The 14,532-nt window shown below is 67.1% G+C and carries 16 protein-coding genes; 6 read left to right on the forward strand and 10 right to left on the reverse strand.

Going from position 1 to position 14,532, the window contains the following annotated elements:
- Positions 1 to 88 precede the first annotated feature (88 nt).
- The 8 genes from AC3WLC_RS01315 to AC3WLC_RS01350 form a co-directional block, all read right to left on the reverse strand.
- Positions 89 to 1,459, reverse strand: coding sequence for a S41 family peptidase (locus AC3WLC_RS01315; protein ID WP_493682144.1), 1,371 nt, complete (start codon positions 1,457 to 1,459; stop codon positions 89 to 91).
- The gene (locus AC3WLC_RS01320; RefSeq protein ID WP_493682145.1) at positions 1,459 to 2,826 is read right to left on the reverse strand and encodes a murein hydrolase activator EnvC family protein; all 1,368 of its coding nucleotides are present in this window, start codon (positions 2,824 to 2,826) and stop codon (positions 1,459 to 1,461) included. The genes AC3WLC_RS01315 and AC3WLC_RS01320 overlap by 1 nt, the downstream gene beginning before the upstream one ends.
- Positions 2,823 to 3,305: a 23S rRNA (pseudouridine(1915)-N(3))-methyltransferase RlmH gene (rlmH, locus tag AC3WLC_RS01325; RefSeq protein ID WP_493682146.1), complete on the reverse strand. Its 483-nt coding sequence runs from the start codon at positions 3,303 to 3,305 to the stop codon at positions 2,823 to 2,825. Before rlmH ends, AC3WLC_RS01320 begins: the two co-directional genes overlap by 4 nt.
- Before the next feature lie 12 nt (positions 3,306 to 3,317).
- Positions 3,318 to 3,674 carry a ribosome silencing factor gene (rsfS, locus tag AC3WLC_RS01330; protein ID WP_493683115.1) on the reverse strand — a complete coding sequence of 119 codons (357 nt, stop codon included), beginning with the start codon at positions 3,672 to 3,674 and terminating at the stop codon, positions 3,318 to 3,320.
- 123 nt (positions 3,675 to 3,797) lie between these two features.
- Positions 3,798 to 4,409, reverse strand: coding sequence for a nicotinate-nucleotide adenylyltransferase (locus tag AC3WLC_RS01335; protein ID WP_476816722.1), 612 nt, complete (start codon positions 4,407 to 4,409; stop codon positions 3,798 to 3,800).
- Positions 4,406 to 5,713, reverse strand: coding sequence for a glutamate-5-semialdehyde dehydrogenase (locus AC3WLC_RS01340; protein ID WP_493682147.1), 1,308 nt, complete (start codon positions 5,711 to 5,713; stop codon positions 4,406 to 4,408). The genes AC3WLC_RS01335 and AC3WLC_RS01340 overlap by 4 nt, the downstream gene beginning before the upstream one ends.
- 18 nt (positions 5,714 to 5,731) lie before the next feature.
- On the reverse strand, positions 5,732 to 6,871 hold the full coding sequence (proB, locus tag AC3WLC_RS01345) for a glutamate 5-kinase (RefSeq protein ID WP_493682148.1): 1,140 nt from the start codon (positions 6,869 to 6,871) through the stop codon (positions 5,732 to 5,734).
- A gap of 115 nt (positions 6,872 to 6,986) precedes the next feature.
- Entirely contained in the window at positions 6,987 to 7,574 is a 588-nt protein-coding gene (locus AC3WLC_RS01350) for a hypothetical protein (protein WP_493682149.1), read from the reverse strand.
- Positions 7,575 to 7,784: 210 nt separating this feature from the next.
- Here AC3WLC_RS01350 and rpsU point away from each other — a divergent pair, with 210 nt between their 5' ends.
- From rpsU to AC3WLC_RS01375, 5 genes are all read left to right on the forward strand, one after another.
- On the forward strand, positions 7,785 to 8,048 hold the full coding sequence (gene rpsU, locus AC3WLC_RS01355) for a 30S ribosomal protein S21 (RefSeq protein ID WP_091838241.1): 264 nt from the start codon (positions 7,785 to 7,787) through the stop codon (positions 8,046 to 8,048).
- A gap of 84 nt (positions 8,049 to 8,132) precedes the next feature.
- Positions 8,133 to 8,507 carry a DUF6481 family protein gene (locus AC3WLC_RS01360; protein WP_244543923.1) on the forward strand — a complete coding sequence of 125 codons (375 nt, stop codon included), beginning with the start codon at positions 8,133 to 8,135 and terminating at the stop codon, positions 8,505 to 8,507.
- Positions 8,508 to 8,783: 276 nt separating this feature from the next.
- Positions 8,784 to 9,899, forward strand: coding sequence for a TRAP transporter substrate-binding protein (locus AC3WLC_RS01365; RefSeq protein WP_493682150.1), 1,116 nt, complete (start codon positions 8,784 to 8,786; stop codon positions 9,897 to 9,899).
- 86 nt (positions 9,900 to 9,985) lie between these two features.
- The gene (locus AC3WLC_RS01370; RefSeq protein WP_493682151.1) at positions 9,986 to 10,573 is read left to right on the forward strand and encodes a TRAP transporter small permease subunit; all 588 of its coding nucleotides are present in this window, start codon (positions 9,986 to 9,988) and stop codon (positions 10,571 to 10,573) included.
- A complete protein-coding gene (locus tag AC3WLC_RS01375; protein WP_493682152.1) occupies positions 10,573 to 11,904 on the forward strand; it encodes a TRAP transporter large permease in 1,332 nt (443 codons plus the stop codon). Before AC3WLC_RS01370 ends, AC3WLC_RS01375 begins: the two co-directional genes overlap by 1 nt.
- A 10-nt stretch (positions 11,905 to 11,914) precedes the next feature.
- Here AC3WLC_RS01375 and AC3WLC_RS01380 read toward each other — a convergent pair whose 3' ends face one another.
- On the reverse strand, positions 11,915 to 12,442 hold the full coding sequence (locus tag AC3WLC_RS01380; protein ID WP_493682153.1) for a hypothetical protein: 528 nt from the start codon (positions 12,440 to 12,442) through the stop codon (positions 11,915 to 11,917).
- 199 nt (positions 12,443 to 12,641) lie between these two features.
- On the opposite strand from AC3WLC_RS01380, the gene AC3WLC_RS01385 reads away from it, so the two are divergent.
- Positions 12,642 to 12,950: a hypothetical protein gene (locus AC3WLC_RS01385; RefSeq protein WP_493682154.1), complete on the forward strand. Its 309-nt coding sequence runs from the start codon at positions 12,642 to 12,644 to the stop codon at positions 12,948 to 12,950.
- A gap of 82 nt (positions 12,951 to 13,032) precedes the next feature.
- Here AC3WLC_RS01385 and AC3WLC_RS01390 read toward each other — a convergent pair whose 3' ends face one another.
- Complete coding sequence (locus tag AC3WLC_RS01390) at positions 13,033 to 14,457, reverse strand: M20 family metallopeptidase (protein ID WP_493682155.1); 1,425 nt, start codon at positions 14,455 to 14,457, stop codon at positions 13,033 to 13,035.
- Positions 14,458 to 14,532: the final 75 nt, after the last annotated feature.

Genomic DNA, 14,532 nt, shown 5'->3' on the forward strand with positions numbered 1-14,532 from the left:
GAATCAATCGTCAATCGGCCGCAGGGAAAACAATCTCCTGCGGCCGTTGCACAAGTGCCGAATAGCTGGGCTGGAAAGAGCCTGCCGCTCAGTCCGCCTTTTTCTCTCCGTCGGTCTTGCCGGCTTCCGGAGCGGGGGCGGGCGTGGCGGGTGCCGGCGTCGCGGGCAGCGCGACGTCCTTCTTGCCGCGCAGCAGGTTGAGCGCCGCGGCGAGCTGGGTGTCCTTGGCCGAGTCGATCGGAACATAGGACGGCGAGCCGGCCTGCTCTTCCTTGCCGTCGCCATTGCGCAGATGGCCCTTGAGCGAGGCCTCGCCCTTGTTCTCGACCTTGTCCTTCAGCTCGGTCGGCACGTCCTGAATGATCTCGATGTCGGGCGTGATGCCCTTGGCCTGAATCGAGTTGCCGGACGGGGTGTAGTAGCGCGCCGTGGTCAGGCGCAGGCCGCCATTGTCGCCGAGGCGGATCACGGTCTGCACCGAACCCTTGCCGAAGGAGCGCGAGCCCATCACGGTGGCGCGCTTGTGGTCCTGCAGGGCGCCGGCGACGATCTCGGCGGCCGAGGCCGAGGAGCCGTTGATCAGCACGACGATCGGCTTGCCCTTGGTCAGGTCGCCCGACTTGGCGTTGAAGACTTGCGTCTCCTCGGCGTTGCGGCCGCGGGTCGAGACGATCTTGCCACGCTCGAGGAAGGCGTCGGAGACCAGCACCGACTGGTCGAGGCGCCCGCCGCGATTGTTGCGCAGGTCGATGATGTAGCCCTTGACCTTGTCGAAGCCGATCTCGGCGTTGATCTTGTCGAGCGCCTTGCGCAGGCCCTCATAGGTCTGCTCGCTGAAGGTGCCGATGCGGATATAGCCGACATCGCCCTCGATGCGTTCCTCCACCGCCGGGACGACGATGTTGGACCGGGTCAGGGTGAACTCCAGCGGCTCGGCCTTGCCGGTGCGCTCGATCGTCAGCTTGACCTGCGTGTTGATGATGCCGCGCATCTTCTCGACGGCCTGGTTCAGGCTGAGGCCCTTGACCTCGTCATTGTCGATCTTGCGGATGATGTCGCCGGCCAGGATGCCGGCCTTGGCGGCGGGCGTGTCGCGGATCGGCTTGGCGACCTTGAGAACCTCGTTCTCCATGGTGACCTCGATGCCGAGGCCGCCGAACTGGCCGCGCATGTCGATGTCCATGTCGCGGAAGCTCTTGGCATCGAGATAGGCCGAGTGCGGATCGAGCGAGGAGACCATGCCGTTGATGGCGGCCTCGATCAGCTTCTGCTCGTCCGGCTTCTCGACATAGTCGGTGCGGATCTTCTCGAAGATGTCGCCGAAGAGGTTGAGGCTGCGATAGACCTCGGCCGAGGCCGCGACCGCACTGGTCGAGGAGAAGAGCTTGGTCTGGGTCACCACACCGGTGAGCCCCGCGCCGGCGATGGCGCCGACCAGAACGAGAGAAACCTTGCGCATCATCCGCGAGCCTTTTCGCCTTGCGATTTCGTCCACCACGGCGTCGGATCGATCGAGACGCCGTCTTTCCTGAACTCGATATAGAGGATCGGCTCGCCGGTCCCCGCTCCTACATTCGTCGCGGCCGCTTCCGCGGTCTCGCCCATCACCGCAACCGGCTCCCCAGCCAGCACAAATTGGTTCAACGACACGTCAATGCGCTGCATGCCCGCCAGGAGAATATAGTAACCATTGCCGGCATTGAGGATCAAGAGTTGGCCAAAGGAGCGGAACGGCCCCGCATAAACCACCCAGCCATCGGAAGGTGACGAAACCACGGCATTGGCACGTGTGGAAAGCGAAATTCCACGGGTTGCAGCGCCAACTTCGTCGGCAGCGCCAAATCCACGCAATTGTGAACCGGCGACCGGCAAGGGCAGCATGCCGCGCAATTCCTGGAATGCAGCCTTGGGCGCGAGTCGGGCCGGGTCGCGGAAGGCGAGCTGGGCCATGCGCTGGCGCTGCTCCTGTGTCTCGGCTTCGAGCGCGCGGCGGGCGGCCTCGGCGGCGCGATTGGCGGTGGAAATGTCCTTCTCGATGCGCTCGACGAGATCACGCAGCGTCTTCGCCTGCGCTGCGAGCTCGCCGCCTGCGGCACGCTGCGCCTCGATGTCCTGGGCGGCGCTGGCCTCGCGGGCGCGCCTGGCCTCGATCAGCGATGCCAGCCGCCGGCGCTCGCCCGCCAGCCCTTCCATCTCGCCGGCGATGCTCTTGCGCTCCTCGGCGATGGCCTCGCGCAGGCGGACCAACTCGGCGAGGTCGGTGCCGAGAATGGTGATCTCCTGGCGCAGATCCGGCACGACGGCGCCGAGCAGCATCGAGGCGCGCACGGCTTCGAGGATGTCCTCCGGGCGGACAAGCACGGCCGGTGGCGGCCGGCGGCCGATGCGCTGCAGCGCCGCCAGCACCTCGCCGATCAGCCCGCGGCGGCTCTCCAGCGAGCGCCGGATCGCGGTCTCGCTGGTCTGGAGCAGGGACAAGCGCTGTTCGAGGCCGGCGATGCGGCCTTCGGCGGCCTGCGTGCGGGCGGTCGTATCGAGCAGGGCCTGGTTGAGCTTGGTCCGGTCGGCGCGGATGCCGGCGATCTCGGCTTCCAGTTTGGCGCGGGCCTCGGCGCTGCCGGCGAGCCGCTCCTCGATCGTCTTGAGTTCCAGTTCGCGGGCGCGCTTTTCCTCGCGTTTCTGCTCGGTGTCGCGGGCGGCCTGCTCAGATTCGGGGGCGGGAGGCGTCTGGGCCAAGGCTGCGCCGGCTGACAGGAACGCGCAGAGCAGCACCGGCCAGGGCCGGAGCGCGCGTGCGAGACGAATCAGCCGGGAGCGGCGGGTCATGCGCGATGATAGGGGTGTCCGGCCATGATCGTCATCGCTCGATAGAGCTGTTCGAGCACGAGTGCACGCACGATCTGATGCGGCATGGTCAGGGCGCCGAAAGAGAGCACCAGTGCGGCGCGCTCGCGCAGTTCGGCGTCGAGCCCGTCGGCGCCGCCGATCAGCAGGATCGCGGCCGGGGTGCCGGCATCGCGCGCGGCGGCGAGGCGGTTCGCGAACGCGTCGCTGTCGATGCTCCGGCCGCGCTCGTCCAGGGCGATGACGAGGCCCGATGGTGGCAGGCGCTCGCCGATCAGCTTGGCTTCCTCGCGCCGGCGTTCATCGGTGCGGCGGCCGCGGCCTTCCGCAAGCTCGATGACCTCGGGCCCGCTCAAGCCGAGCCCTCGGGCAAGCCCTTGCGCCCGCTCCTGATAGCGGGCGCAGAGATCGCGCTCCGGCCCGTCCTTGAGGCGGCCGACCGCGATGACTGACAAACGCATGAGGGCTAGATCTTAGCCGTCGAGACGCTCGCGCGGCCGGTCGGCGCCCCACATCTTTTCGAGATTGTAGAACTGGCGCACTTCCGGACGGAAGATGTGGATGATCAGGTCGCCGGTGTCGATCAGCACCCAGTCGCAGGCGGGGAAGCCCTCGACCTTCGGGGTCTCGTGGCCGGCCTTCTTGAAGGCTTCGACGAGGCTGTCGGAGATCGAGGCGACGTGGCGATTGACCCGGCCGGAGGCGATGATCATGGCGTCGGCCAGCGAGGTCTTGCCGACAAGATCGATCACGGTGGCGTCTTCGGCCTTCATGTCCTCCAGGACCTGCAGGGCGAGCGCGATGCCGGACGCCGCCGGATTGTCGGTCAGGGCAGCCGGGGGAAGCGGCTCTGTGCCAGCTTCGCCGATCGATTGACGGTTCAGAGCCGTATCCTCACGTGACGACGCGCTCACAGCGCGACACCCCCAATTTAAGCGCCGGAGGGGTCGAGTTCAATTGGTTTCGGCGAGTTCGCGCAGATAGGTCGAGGACAGGTCGGAACGCCGGCCATGCAGGAAGATCCAGGCGGGCGGGGTACGCACCGGCAGGGCGGCGCCCTGATTCTCCGACAGACGCCAGCGCGCCATCCAGTTGGCGGCGGGCGAGGCGATCGAGCGATGGGTCGAGCCGGGGCGGTCGATCACCGCGATCGGCATCATCCGGGCGATGGCGCGCCATTCGTTCCAGCGGTGGAAATTCGCCAGATTGTCCGAGCCCATGATCCAGACGAAGCGCACGCCTGGGCAGCGGCGCTTGAGTTGGCGCAGCGTGTCGGCGGTGTAGCGGGTGCGCAGCGTCGCCTCGATGCCGGTGACGTTGATGTGGCCGTGATTGGCGAGGGCGCGGGCCGTGGCGATGCGCTGCGTCAGCGGCGGCAACGCGTGATTGTCCTTCAGCGGGTTGCCGGGTGTGACCAGCCACCAGACGCGATCGAGCTGGAGCCGGCGCAGCGCCGTCAGGCTCGCCATGCGGTGGCCGTCATGGGCCGGATTGAAGGTGCCTCCGAACAGCCCGATGCGCAGACCGGGGGCGTGCGGCGGCAGGCGCAGCTCCTCGGCGCTCACGGGCGGACCTGACCCTGGCCGTGGACGCGGTACTTGAAGGAGCAGAGCTGCTCGACACCGACGGGACCGCGCGCATGCATGCGGCCGGTGGCGATGCCGATCTCGGCGCCGAAGCCGAATTCGCCGCCATCGGCGAACTGGGTCGAGGCATTGTGCAGGACGATCGCCGAATCGACCTCGGCGAGGAAGCGCGTCGCCGCGGCCTCATTCGCCGTCACGATCGCGTCGGTGTGGTGCGAGCCGTAGGTCTCGACATGGGCGATGGCTGCGTCGAGGCCGGGCACGGTCTTCACCGCGATGATGCGGTCGAGATATTCGGTGCGCCAGTCCTCTTCGTTCGCAGGCGTGACGCGCGGGTCGACGGCGAGCGTCGCCTCGTCGCCGCGCACGGCGCAGCCCTCGTCGAGCAGGGCGGCGACCAGCGGCTTCAAATGCGTTGCGGCGCAGGCTTCGTCGACCAGCAGCGTCTCGGCGGCGCCGCAGACGCCGGTCCGGCGCAATTTGGCGTTCACGAGGATGGCGCGGGCCATGGCGAGGTCGGCCTGCGCATGGACATAGACATGGTTGTTGCCGTCGAGATGAGCGAAGACCGGCACGCGCGCTTCTTGCTGCACCCGCGCCACCAGGCTCTTGCCGCCACGCGGCACGACGACGTCGACATTGCCGTCGAGCCCTTTCAGGATCTCGCCGACGGCGGCGCGGTCGCGGCTCGGCACCAGCTGGATCGCCTCGCGCGGCAGGCCTGCGGCCGCGAGCCCGTCCTGCATGGCGGCGGCGATCTCGCTGGAGCTACGGAAACTGTCGGAACCAGCCCGCAGGATCGCGACATTGCCGCTCTTCAGGCAGAGCGCGCCGGCATCAGCGGTGACGTTGGGACGGCTCTCGAAGATCACGGCGACGACGCCAAGCGGGGCGGCGACGCGCTCGAAGACGAGGCCGTTGGGTTGCGTCCAGCTCGCCAGCACCTTGCCGACCGGATCGGGCAGGGCGGCGATGTCGGCGACCGCCTGGGCGATGGCTTCGAGGCGGGCCTCGTCCAAAGCGAGGCGATCGATGAACGAAGGGACAAGGCCGGCGGTGCGGGCGTCGGCGAGGTCCTGCCGGTTGGCGGCGAGGATCGCCGGAGCGCGCTCGCGCAGCGAAGTCGCCATCGCGGCGAGGGCACGGTTCCGCTGCTCTGCCGACGCAGTACCGACCCGGCGGGCCGCGGCGCGAGCGCCTTGGCCGAGCCCGTGCATCAGCGCGGCGATGTCGCCGTTCTCATTGTCGGGCGCGGGGACGCGCCTTGCGCTTTCGCTGGTCATCACAGGCCTGGTGTTTCCTCACTCGCCCGGATCGTAGCCGAGGCGCAGCGCCATGTCGTCCCGGTGAATCATCTCGGCGCGGCCGGGATAGCCGAGCACCGCCTCGATATCGCGGGAGGCCTTGCCGAGCACGCGCACCGCCTCGTCCGCGTCATAGGCGACGAGGCCACGGCCGAGCTCGCTGCCGTCGCCGGCGCGGATCATCACCGCGTCGCCGCGGCTGAAGGCGCCCTCGATCCGGGTGACGCCGACCGGCAGCAGGCTCGCGCCACCGCGCAAGGCACGCGCGGCGCCGTCGTCGACATGCAGCGTGCCGCGCGGCTCGAGCGAGCCGGCGATCCAGGTCTTGCGTGCGGTCGCGGGCGTCGAGGCACTGAGGAACCAGGAGCAGCGGGCCCCTTCGGTGACGGCGCGCAGCGGGTTCTTGGCCCGGCCGTCGGCGATCAGCATATGGGCGCCGCCGGCGGTCGCGATCTTGCCGGCCTCGATCTTGGTGCGCATGCCGCCGCGCGAGAGTTCGGACGCCGCGCCGCCGGCCATCGCCTCGATCGCGGGCGTGATCGCCGGGATGACCGGGATATGCCTGGCGTCCGGGCTGGAGAGGGGCGGGGCGGTGTAGAGCCCGTCGATGTCGGAGAACAGCACCAGCAGGTCGGCGCCGGCCATGGTCGCGACCCGGGCGGCGAGCCGGTCATTGTCGCCATAGCGGATCTCGGAGGTGGCGACGGTGTCGTTCTCGTTGATGACCGGCACGGCGCGCAGGTCGAGCAAGCGGCCCAGCGTCGCGCGGGCGTTGAGATAGCGCCGGCGCTCCTCGGTGTCGGCGAGGGTCAAGAGGATCTGGCCGGCGTTGAGGCCGTGGTGGCCGAGCGCCTCCGACCAGTTGCGGGCGAGGGCGATCTGGCCGACGGCGGCCGAAGCCTGGCTTTCCTCGAGCCGGAGCGGGCCGGCGGGCAGCTTCAGCACGGTGCGGCCGAGCGCGATCGCGCCTGAGGAGACGACGAGGACGTCGGCGCCGCGAGCGTGCAGTTCGGCGAGATCCTCGGCGAGCGCGGCGAGCCAGGCATGACGCAGGCGACCCTGCGTCCGGTCGACGAGCAGGGACGAGCCGACCTTGACGACGATGCGGCGGAACTGGTCGAGGACAGGCAAGTTCACGAGGCGGGACCGGGCTTCAGGTGGGCGGGATGACGCCCGCTGCCGTTCCTTGGCTAAATTGCCGGCATTGTAAAGCAGCGTGCGCGCAATGCTGTTGTGCCGGGCGCGGTGTCTTCTAGAGCGGTGCGGTGAGCACGCGAGCCGTCCAGTAGACCTGATAGGTGATGTGCAGCAGCGCCATTGCGAGCTGCAGGCGCTTGTTCGCCCAGAGCGACGCGACCAGGCAGAGCCCGAGGCCGAGCGGGACCTGGATGAGATAATCCGCGCTGTAATGGTTCCAGCGCGCCGGCCCCTTGAGGGCGGTGTCGACGACGTCGAGCACGAAGATCAGCGCGAAGAGCCCGAAGAACCAGCGCCGCCGGTTGAGGAAGTAGTCTTCATAGTCGGCGTACTCGTCGAGATCCTCGGGAAACAGCAGGGCGCAGAGCAGGAACAGCGTCAGCGCGTAGACGATCAGGAAGATGAAGGTGCCGAAGGTCAGGCTCGGCAGCCGGGAGAGCGCGAATTCCCACCACCAGAACAGAGCGAGCTCGGCCAGCAGCGAGAACACCCAGAGCAAATGGATGAGCGAGACTCGGTAGCGCTTGGGGTGCTGGATCAGCCGGGCGATGCCGGTCAGCAGCCGGGCGATGGCAAGGCCGATCACCATGCCGATGACGATGCGGATATGGGGGAAGAGCTCGTTGACGGCCTGCGGATCCATGATGCCCGATGCGATCGAAAGGTAATTCAAGGTGCATGGCGGGCTGCTCCATGCCAAGAGGTGGAAGGCGCCGCGGGTTCGTTATGCGCAGAACGGGACACAATAGGGGTGGCGCTAGCTGCGGAATTCTGGTACCGCGGCGCACAAATCCCAAAGGGTCGGGCGTCGCCTGACCCTTTTTCCTTCCATCCTGCAAAGCTGGAGACACGGATGCAGGTTCTCGTGCGCGACAACAATGTCGATCAGGCCATTCGCGTTCTGAAGAAGAAATTGCAGCGCGAAGGCGTGTTTCGCGAGATGAAGCGTCGCGCTTCCTACGAGAAGCCGTCCGAGCAGCGCGCCCGCGAAAAGGCCGAGGCCGTGCGCCGCGCCCGCAAGCTCGCCCGCAAGCAGGCCCAGCGCGAAGGCCTGATCGCAGCGCCGAAGCCGAAGGTGCTGAAGCCCCGCGCTGCCAGCGCAGCGGCCCCGCGCTGAGTTCAGTACCCAAAACCCGTGAGTTGCCGTAAGCGCTGCGCGCGGGCGGCAACCTCGCCCATGTAAACCCCGAGAAGGCCCACCTTGAAGAACCCGAACGACCGCCATTTCACTGATCGCCAGGCCAATTCCGCAAATGCGAAGAAGGCCCTGCTGGAGCGCTTCAAGAAGCGTCCCGGACCAGACGATCCGGTGATGGTGCAGCGTCGGGCCGAGCGCGAGGCGATCGCCGCTGCGCGGGCCGAGCGCGATGCCAAGAAGGAAGCCGAGCGCCTGGAAGCCGAGCGCATCGCCGCCATCGAGCAGGCTGCGCGCGAGGAAGCCGAGCGCCTGGCCGAAATCGAGCGCGAGGTGCAGCGCAAGGCCGAGCAGGCCAAGCGCGATGCCGAGCGGCCGCGCCGCGTCCTGCTTGAGGCCGTGCAATACATGGAGATGCGGGTCGCCGGTAAGCGCCGCTGACCGACGAAGTCTCGATCGAATTCGTTTGATCGCAAAAGGCGCCGCACCTCGTGCGGCGCCTTTTGCTTGTCGCCTGGCTCGTGGCGCTGTTTCTTTCCACTACGGAATAGCACTCGTTCCAGTTGAGAGCGGTATCCGTTCTGCTTGCAACTAAAGTGCTACGACTTCCCGGCTTGCCATCTCCTCACAGCGCCGGAACTGTCAGGGCGACCGGCCATCAGAGCCGAAAACAATGCTCGCCGGCCTCAACGGCGCCATTTCTCTGGGGAGAGAACCATGACGTCCGAAGCGACGAAGACGCGCGCCAATAGGCGCAATTTCCTGAAGGTTGCGGGCCTTGCCGGTGCCGGCGCCATCGCGATGCCGCAAGTCAGCCAGGCGCAGACCGTGACCTGGAAGTTCCAGTCGACCTGGCCGACCAAGGACATCTTCCACGAATTCGCCGGCGACTTCGCCAAGCGCGTCAACGACATGTCAGGCGGGCGCCTGAAGATCGACGTGCTCGCGGCCGGCGCCGTCGTGCCGGCCTTCCAGATGCAGGACGCGGTCGCGGCCGGCATCCTCGACGGCGGCCACGGCGTCTCCGCCTACTGGTACGGCAAGAACAAGGCGTTCTCGCTGTTCGGCACGCCGCCGGCGCTGGGCTGGGACGCTACCAATTTCCTTGGCTGGATGAACCATGGCGGCGGCTATGATCTCTATAACGACCTCGTCCAGAACCAGCTCAAGCTCAACCTGGTCGGCTTCTTCTCCGGGCCGATGCCGTGCCAGCCGCTCGGCTGGTTCAAGAAGGAGCTGAAGACCGCCGACGACTTCAAGGGCCTGAAATACCGCACCGTCGGCCTTGCCGCCGACCTGATGCGCGAGATGGGCGCGGCGGTCACCATCCTCGCCGGCGGCGAGATTGTGCCGGCGCTGGAGCGCGGCGTCATCGACGGCGCCGAGTTCAACAACCCGTCCTCCGATTCGATCCTCGGCTTCCAGGACGTCGCCAAGGTCTACATGCTGCAGAGCTACCATCAGGCGGCGGAGAGCTTCGAGCTGCTCTTCAACAAGACCAAGTTCGATGCGCTCTCGCCCGAGCTCAAGGCGATCGTGAAATATGCCGGCGAATCCGCTTCCTCCGACATGAACTGGAAGGCGCTCGACCGCTATTCCAAGGATCTGGAGATGCTGCGCTCCAAAGGCGTCAACGTGGTCGCGACGCCGGAGGCGATCCTGAAGGCGCAGCTCGCAGCCTGGGACAAGGTGCTGGAGAAGCTCGGCGCCGAGAACGCCTTCTTCAAGAAGGTGGTCGACAGCCAGAAGGACTGGGTCAAGCGCACCGTGTCCTATGAGCGGCTCAACGAGCCTTCGCGCGATCTCGCCTTCAACCACTTCTTCAAGACCTGACGCCGCCGCTTCGCCCAAGCCTGCGCCCGCCATCCCCGTGGTGGCGGGCGTTCCTTGCCAATCCGAACAGCAGGCGACGCACGCGGATGAAGCTGATCCTTGCGATCGACAAATTCAACACCGCCATCGGCAAGCTCGCCGGCTGGACGATCCTGATCCTGACGCTGGCGATCAGCTACGAGGTGTTCTCGCGCTATGCGCTGCGGGCGCCGACCGAATGGGCCTTCGACGTCAGCTATATCCTCTACGGCACGCTGTTCATGCTGGCCGGGCCCTATGCGCTCGCCCGCAACGCGCATGTGCGCGGCGATTTTCTCTATCGCGCCTGGAGCCCACGGACACAGGCCAGGCTCGATCTTGCGCTCTACCTTCTCTTCTTCTTCCCCGGCATCATCGCGCTCGCCTGGGCCGGCTACAAATTCGCGGCCTTCTCCTGGATGATCGGCGAGCATTCCTCGAACTCGCCGAACGGGCCGCCGCTCTACCACTTCAAATCCCTGATCCCGATCGCCGGCGTGCTGATGACGCTGCAGGGTCTGGCCGAGGTGGCGCGCTGCGTCATCTGCCTGCGCACCGGTGAGTGGCCGCCGCGGCTACACGATGTCGAGGAAACCGAGAAGCTCATTCTCGAACAGGCCGCGCAAGCCGCGCCGGATGCGGGGAAGACGGTCTGATGCTGTTCGGTCTTTCCAATCCGGAACTGGGCGTGGTGATGCTCGTCCTGTTCATCGTCTTCATCATGCTCGGCTTCCCGATCGCCTTCACGCTGATGGCGCTGGGCGTAGGCTTCGGCTACTGGGCGATGGGCGACACCGTGTTCAGCCTCGTGGTCCAGCGCACCTATTCGGTGATGGCCAACGACGTGCTGGTCTCGATCCCGCTCTTCATCTTCATGGGCTACATCATCGAGCGGGCGAACATCCTCGACCGGCTGTTCCACTCGATCCAGCTTTCATTGGGCAACGTGCCGGGCTCGCTCGCGATAGCGACGCTGGCGACCTGCGCGATCTTCGCGACCGCGACCGGCATCGTCGGGGCGGTGGTGACGCTGATGGGGCTGCTCGCCTTCCCGGCGATGCTGCGGGCCGGCTACGACGTCAAGCTCTCGGCCGGCGTGGTCTGCGCCGGCGGCTGCCTCGGCATCCTGATCCCGCCCTCGGTGATGCTGATCCTCTATGGCGCGACCGCCGGCGTCTCGGTTCCCAAGCTCTACGCCGGCGCGCTCTTTCCCGGCCTGCTGCTCGCGACGCTCTACATGCTCTATGTGCTGATCCGTTGCTGGCTCAACCCGGCATTGGCGCCGAAGCTGCCGAAGGAGCAAACCGACGTGCCGTGGACGCGGGTGCTCTGGGCGCTTCTGACCAGCTTCTTCCCGCTCACCATCCTGATCATGTCGGTGCTCGGCTGCATCTTCTTCGGCCTGGCGACGCCGACCGAAGCGGCCGCCGTCGGCTCGCTCGGCAGCCTGATCCTGGCGGCGGCCTACCGCTCGCTCACCTTCGGCAAGGTCAAGGAATCGGTGATCTTGACGGCGCGGACCTCGGCCATGGTCTGCTGGCTCTTCGTCGGATCCTTCATCTTCTCGTCGATCTTCGCCATCCTCGGCGGTCACGAGCCGATCAAGACGCTGGTCACGGCCATGAACCTGTCGCCGACCATGTTCCTGATCGTGGCGCAATTGATCATCTTCGTGCTCGGCTGGCCGCTGGAATGGACCGAGATCATCGTGATCTTCGTGCCGATCTTCCTGCCGCTGCTGGAGTTCTTCAAGATCGATCCGCTGTTCTTCGGCATCCTGATCGCCCTGAACATCCAGACCTCGTTCCTGTCGCCGCCGGTGGCGATGGCGCCGTTCTACCTCAAGGGAATCGCGCCTCCGCATGTCTCGATCAACCAGATCTTCGCCGGCGTGATGCCCTATCTGGCGATCGTCGTGTTCGCGATGGTGCTGGTCTATGTCTTCCCGGGCATCGCGCTCTGGCTGCCGAAATATCTCTACGGCTGAAGCGCAGGCTTCAGTCTTCGGAGCGGGCGTCCCGGCCGCAGCGGAAGCCCGCGGCCTTCTCGTCCGCAAGGCGGCGTGCGGCTGCATTCGCATCCGGCTTGCGGGCATCGACGCTGCCGATGATGCAGGAGGCGCCATCCGGCGCGAGCCGGTGGACGACGAGCCGGCTGCCGTCGAGCTTGCCGACGCTCGCGCCAGTCGCGTAGCGCAGGATCGCCGCCTGCGGCTTTCCGCCCTTCGGGCCGCGCCATTCGATCGTCTTGCCGGCCTCGAAGAAGGCGGCCTTGTCGGTGATCGCCTCCTCCAGCGCCTTGGCGCCGAATGCGACCGCGGATGAATCGTCGCCGGCGGTCCAGACCACGGTGATGCCGGCCTTGCCGGGGCAGCGGTGAACCGAAACCGGATCGCCATTGCCCTTGTCCTTGCGGCATTTCGCGTAGTCGTGGGTGGTGTAGCTGCTCGCCCATGGCTCGGCCCGCAGCGGGGTCGTCAGCGCGGTTGCGAAGCCGATGGCGAGAGCGAGCCGTGCGAGCGTCATGCCAGGTTTCCTTCGGCCGGCGATGGCCGATCCGATGCTATCCCGAGCGTCGCGGCAAGGGGCACTGGCGGGCAGTGAAGCGGAACCTGACGGCGTTTCGGGGATTTTTTATGTGACCCGCGCGATTCCGCTCCTGCGACCGACAAGGCCGGGGCATGGCGAACGGTTCGCCACCCGGCTACCAGATCGGAGAACGAACATGACCCGTACCAAGAAGAGCTTCGCCGCTGCCCTCGCCGCCCTCGCGATCGGCGCTTCCGTTTTCGCCACCTCTGATGCAGAGGCCCGCCCGCGCTATTATCGTGGCGCCGCGGTCGGTGCCGGCATCGTCGGAGCCCTGGCCCTTGGTGCCCTTGCCGCCGGTGCGGCCAGCGGCCCGGCCTATGGCTACTACGACGATGGCTATGTCCCGGCCTACGCTCCGGTTCGCCGCTGCCATTTCGTCGACCGCGTCAACTACTATGGCGAGGTCATCGGCACCCGCCGCGTCTGCCGCACCTACGACTGAGTTTCTCCCAGGGCCTCCTCCCCGGCCCGACATCCTGGCCCGCCGGTTCGCCCGGCGGGCCTTTTTCACGTCGGAAGGCGTCTCAGCCGCCGGTCGACATGGTCAGCGGCGGCTTCACCTCCGGGGGAACCGGCGAGGTATAGCCGCCATCGGCGGCGACGCGCTTCTGGAAGTCGGCCTTGGCGGCGGCCATCAGCTGGGGATCGGTCAGAACGGCGGCGCCGGTCGCGGCCATCGCCTTGGCGACCTGGACCATCGCCTTGTGCGCGGCCGGCATCTTGCCCTGCGCCACCACCTGCCAGGTGTGGAAAGGTGTGCCGATCGCGACCGTCGGCGCATGCGCCTGCACGGTCGGGACGACCCAGCTGACATCGCCGACATCGGTCGAGCCGATCGCCGGATTGCGCGGGGAATCGAGCGGCACGGTGAAGTCGGCGAGTTCGGCATCGGTCTTCGATACGCCGATCGCGCGCCAGACGGCGTCGATGTCCTTCTGCGACAGGGTCGCGCGGATCTGCCTGGCGAATTCCTTGTCGGCGTCGTCGAAATGCGGCGGGCCGAGATCTTCCATGATGCCTTGCAGCGCCTGCTCCAGCGGGCCGTTGCCGACGACGTTGGAGACCGCGGAGACGATCTTCATCTCCATCGTCGTCTCGGTCATCAGCGCCGCGCCCTCGGCGATCTTCTTGACCCGGCCGACCAGCTCCAGCATCCCCGGCAGGTCGCGGGCGCGGATCGAATAGCGCACGCGGGCATGGGCCTGGACGACATTGGGGGCGATGCCGCCGGTGTCGAGCAGGGCGTAATGCACGCGGGCATCGCTCGGCATGTGCTCGCGCATATAGTTGACGCCGACGCTCATCAATTCAACGGCGTCGAGCGCGCTGCGGCCGAGCTCGGGCGAGGCGGCGGCATGCGAGGCGCGGCCGGTGAAGATGAAGTCGGCGCGGGTATTGGCCAGCGAGAGCGGCGGGGTGACCTCCCAGAAGCTGCTCGGGTGCCAGGAAATGGCGATGTCGGCGTCCTTGAAGGCGCCGGCGCGGACCATGAAGGCCTTGGCGGCGCCGCCTTCCTCGGCCGGGCAGCCGTAATAGCGGACGCGGCCGGGCAGCTTGTTCTCGGCGAGCCAGTTCTTCATCGCAGTCGCGGCGAGCAGGGCGGCCGAGCCGAGCAGATTATGGCCGCAGCCATGGCCATGGCCGCCGGTCTCGATCTCGCTGTGCTTGGCGACACCGGATTCCTGGCTGAGGCCGGGGAGGGCGTCGTACTCGCCGAGGAAGGCGATGACCGGGCCGCCTTCGCCGGCTTCGCCGATCACCGCGGTCGGGATGTCGGCGACATTCTGCGTGACCCGGAAGCCCTGGTGCTGGAGCTCGGCGACATGCTCGGCGACCGAGCGCTTCTCGGTGTAGCAGACCTCGGGAATGGCCCAGACCCGGTCGCTGAGTTCGATGAAACGCTCTTTGCTGGCGTCGACGTGACGCCAGAGGTCGTTGCGATTGTCCATGACTTGTCTCGCTGGAGGAGGAAGACTCGCCTCCTTTTCGCAAGCGGCGGCTCGGGCGTCCAGCAACCGCAGGGC

It is taken from the genome of Allobosea sp. GW821-FHT03A12 (genome assembly GCF_058986765.1).

Bases quoted from the DNA above. Each gene is read 5' to 3' on its own strand.
- AC3WLC_RS01375 (WP_493682152.1), top strand. From the start codon at position 10,573: ATGCTGTTCGGTCTTTCCAATCCGGAACTGGGCGTGGTGATGCTCGTC.
- AC3WLC_RS01390 (WP_493682155.1), bottom strand. From the start codon at position 14,457: ATGGACAATCGCAACGACCTCTGGCGTCACGTCGACGCCAGCAAAGAG.
- AC3WLC_RS01380 (WP_493682153.1), bottom strand. From the start codon at position 12,442: ATGACGCTCGCACGGCTCGCTCTCGCCATCGGCTTCGCAACCGCGCTG.
- AC3WLC_RS01370 (WP_493682151.1), top strand. From the start codon at position 9,986: ATGAAGCTGATCCTTGCGATCGACAAATTCAACACCGCCATCGGCAAG.
- AC3WLC_RS01315 (WP_493682144.1), bottom strand. From the start codon at position 1,459: ATGCGCAAGGTTTCTCTCGTTCTGGTCGGCGCCATCGCCGGCGCGGGG.
- AC3WLC_RS01340 (WP_493682147.1), bottom strand. From the start codon at position 5,713: ATGACCAGCGAAAGCGCAAGGCGCGTCCCCGCGCCCGACAATGAGAAC.
- AC3WLC_RS01350 (WP_493682149.1), bottom strand. From the start codon at position 7,574: ATGGATCCGCAGGCCGTCAACGAGCTCTTCCCCCATATCCGCATCGTC.
- AC3WLC_RS01320 (WP_493682145.1), bottom strand. From the start codon at position 2,826: ATGACCCGCCGCTCCCGGCTGATTCGTCTCGCACGCGCGCTCCGGCCC.
- rpsU (WP_091838241.1), top strand. From the start codon at position 7,785: ATGCAGGTTCTCGTGCGCGACAACAATGTCGATCAGGCCATTCGCGTT.
- AC3WLC_RS01385 (WP_493682154.1), top strand. From the start codon at position 12,642: ATGACCCGTACCAAGAAGAGCTTCGCCGCTGCCCTCGCCGCCCTCGCG.
- rlmH (WP_493682146.1), bottom strand. From the start codon at position 3,305: ATGCGTTTGTCAGTCATCGCGGTCGGCCGCCTCAAGGACGGGCCGGAG.
- AC3WLC_RS01365 (WP_493682150.1), top strand. From the start codon at position 8,784: ATGACGTCCGAAGCGACGAAGACGCGCGCCAATAGGCGCAATTTCCTG.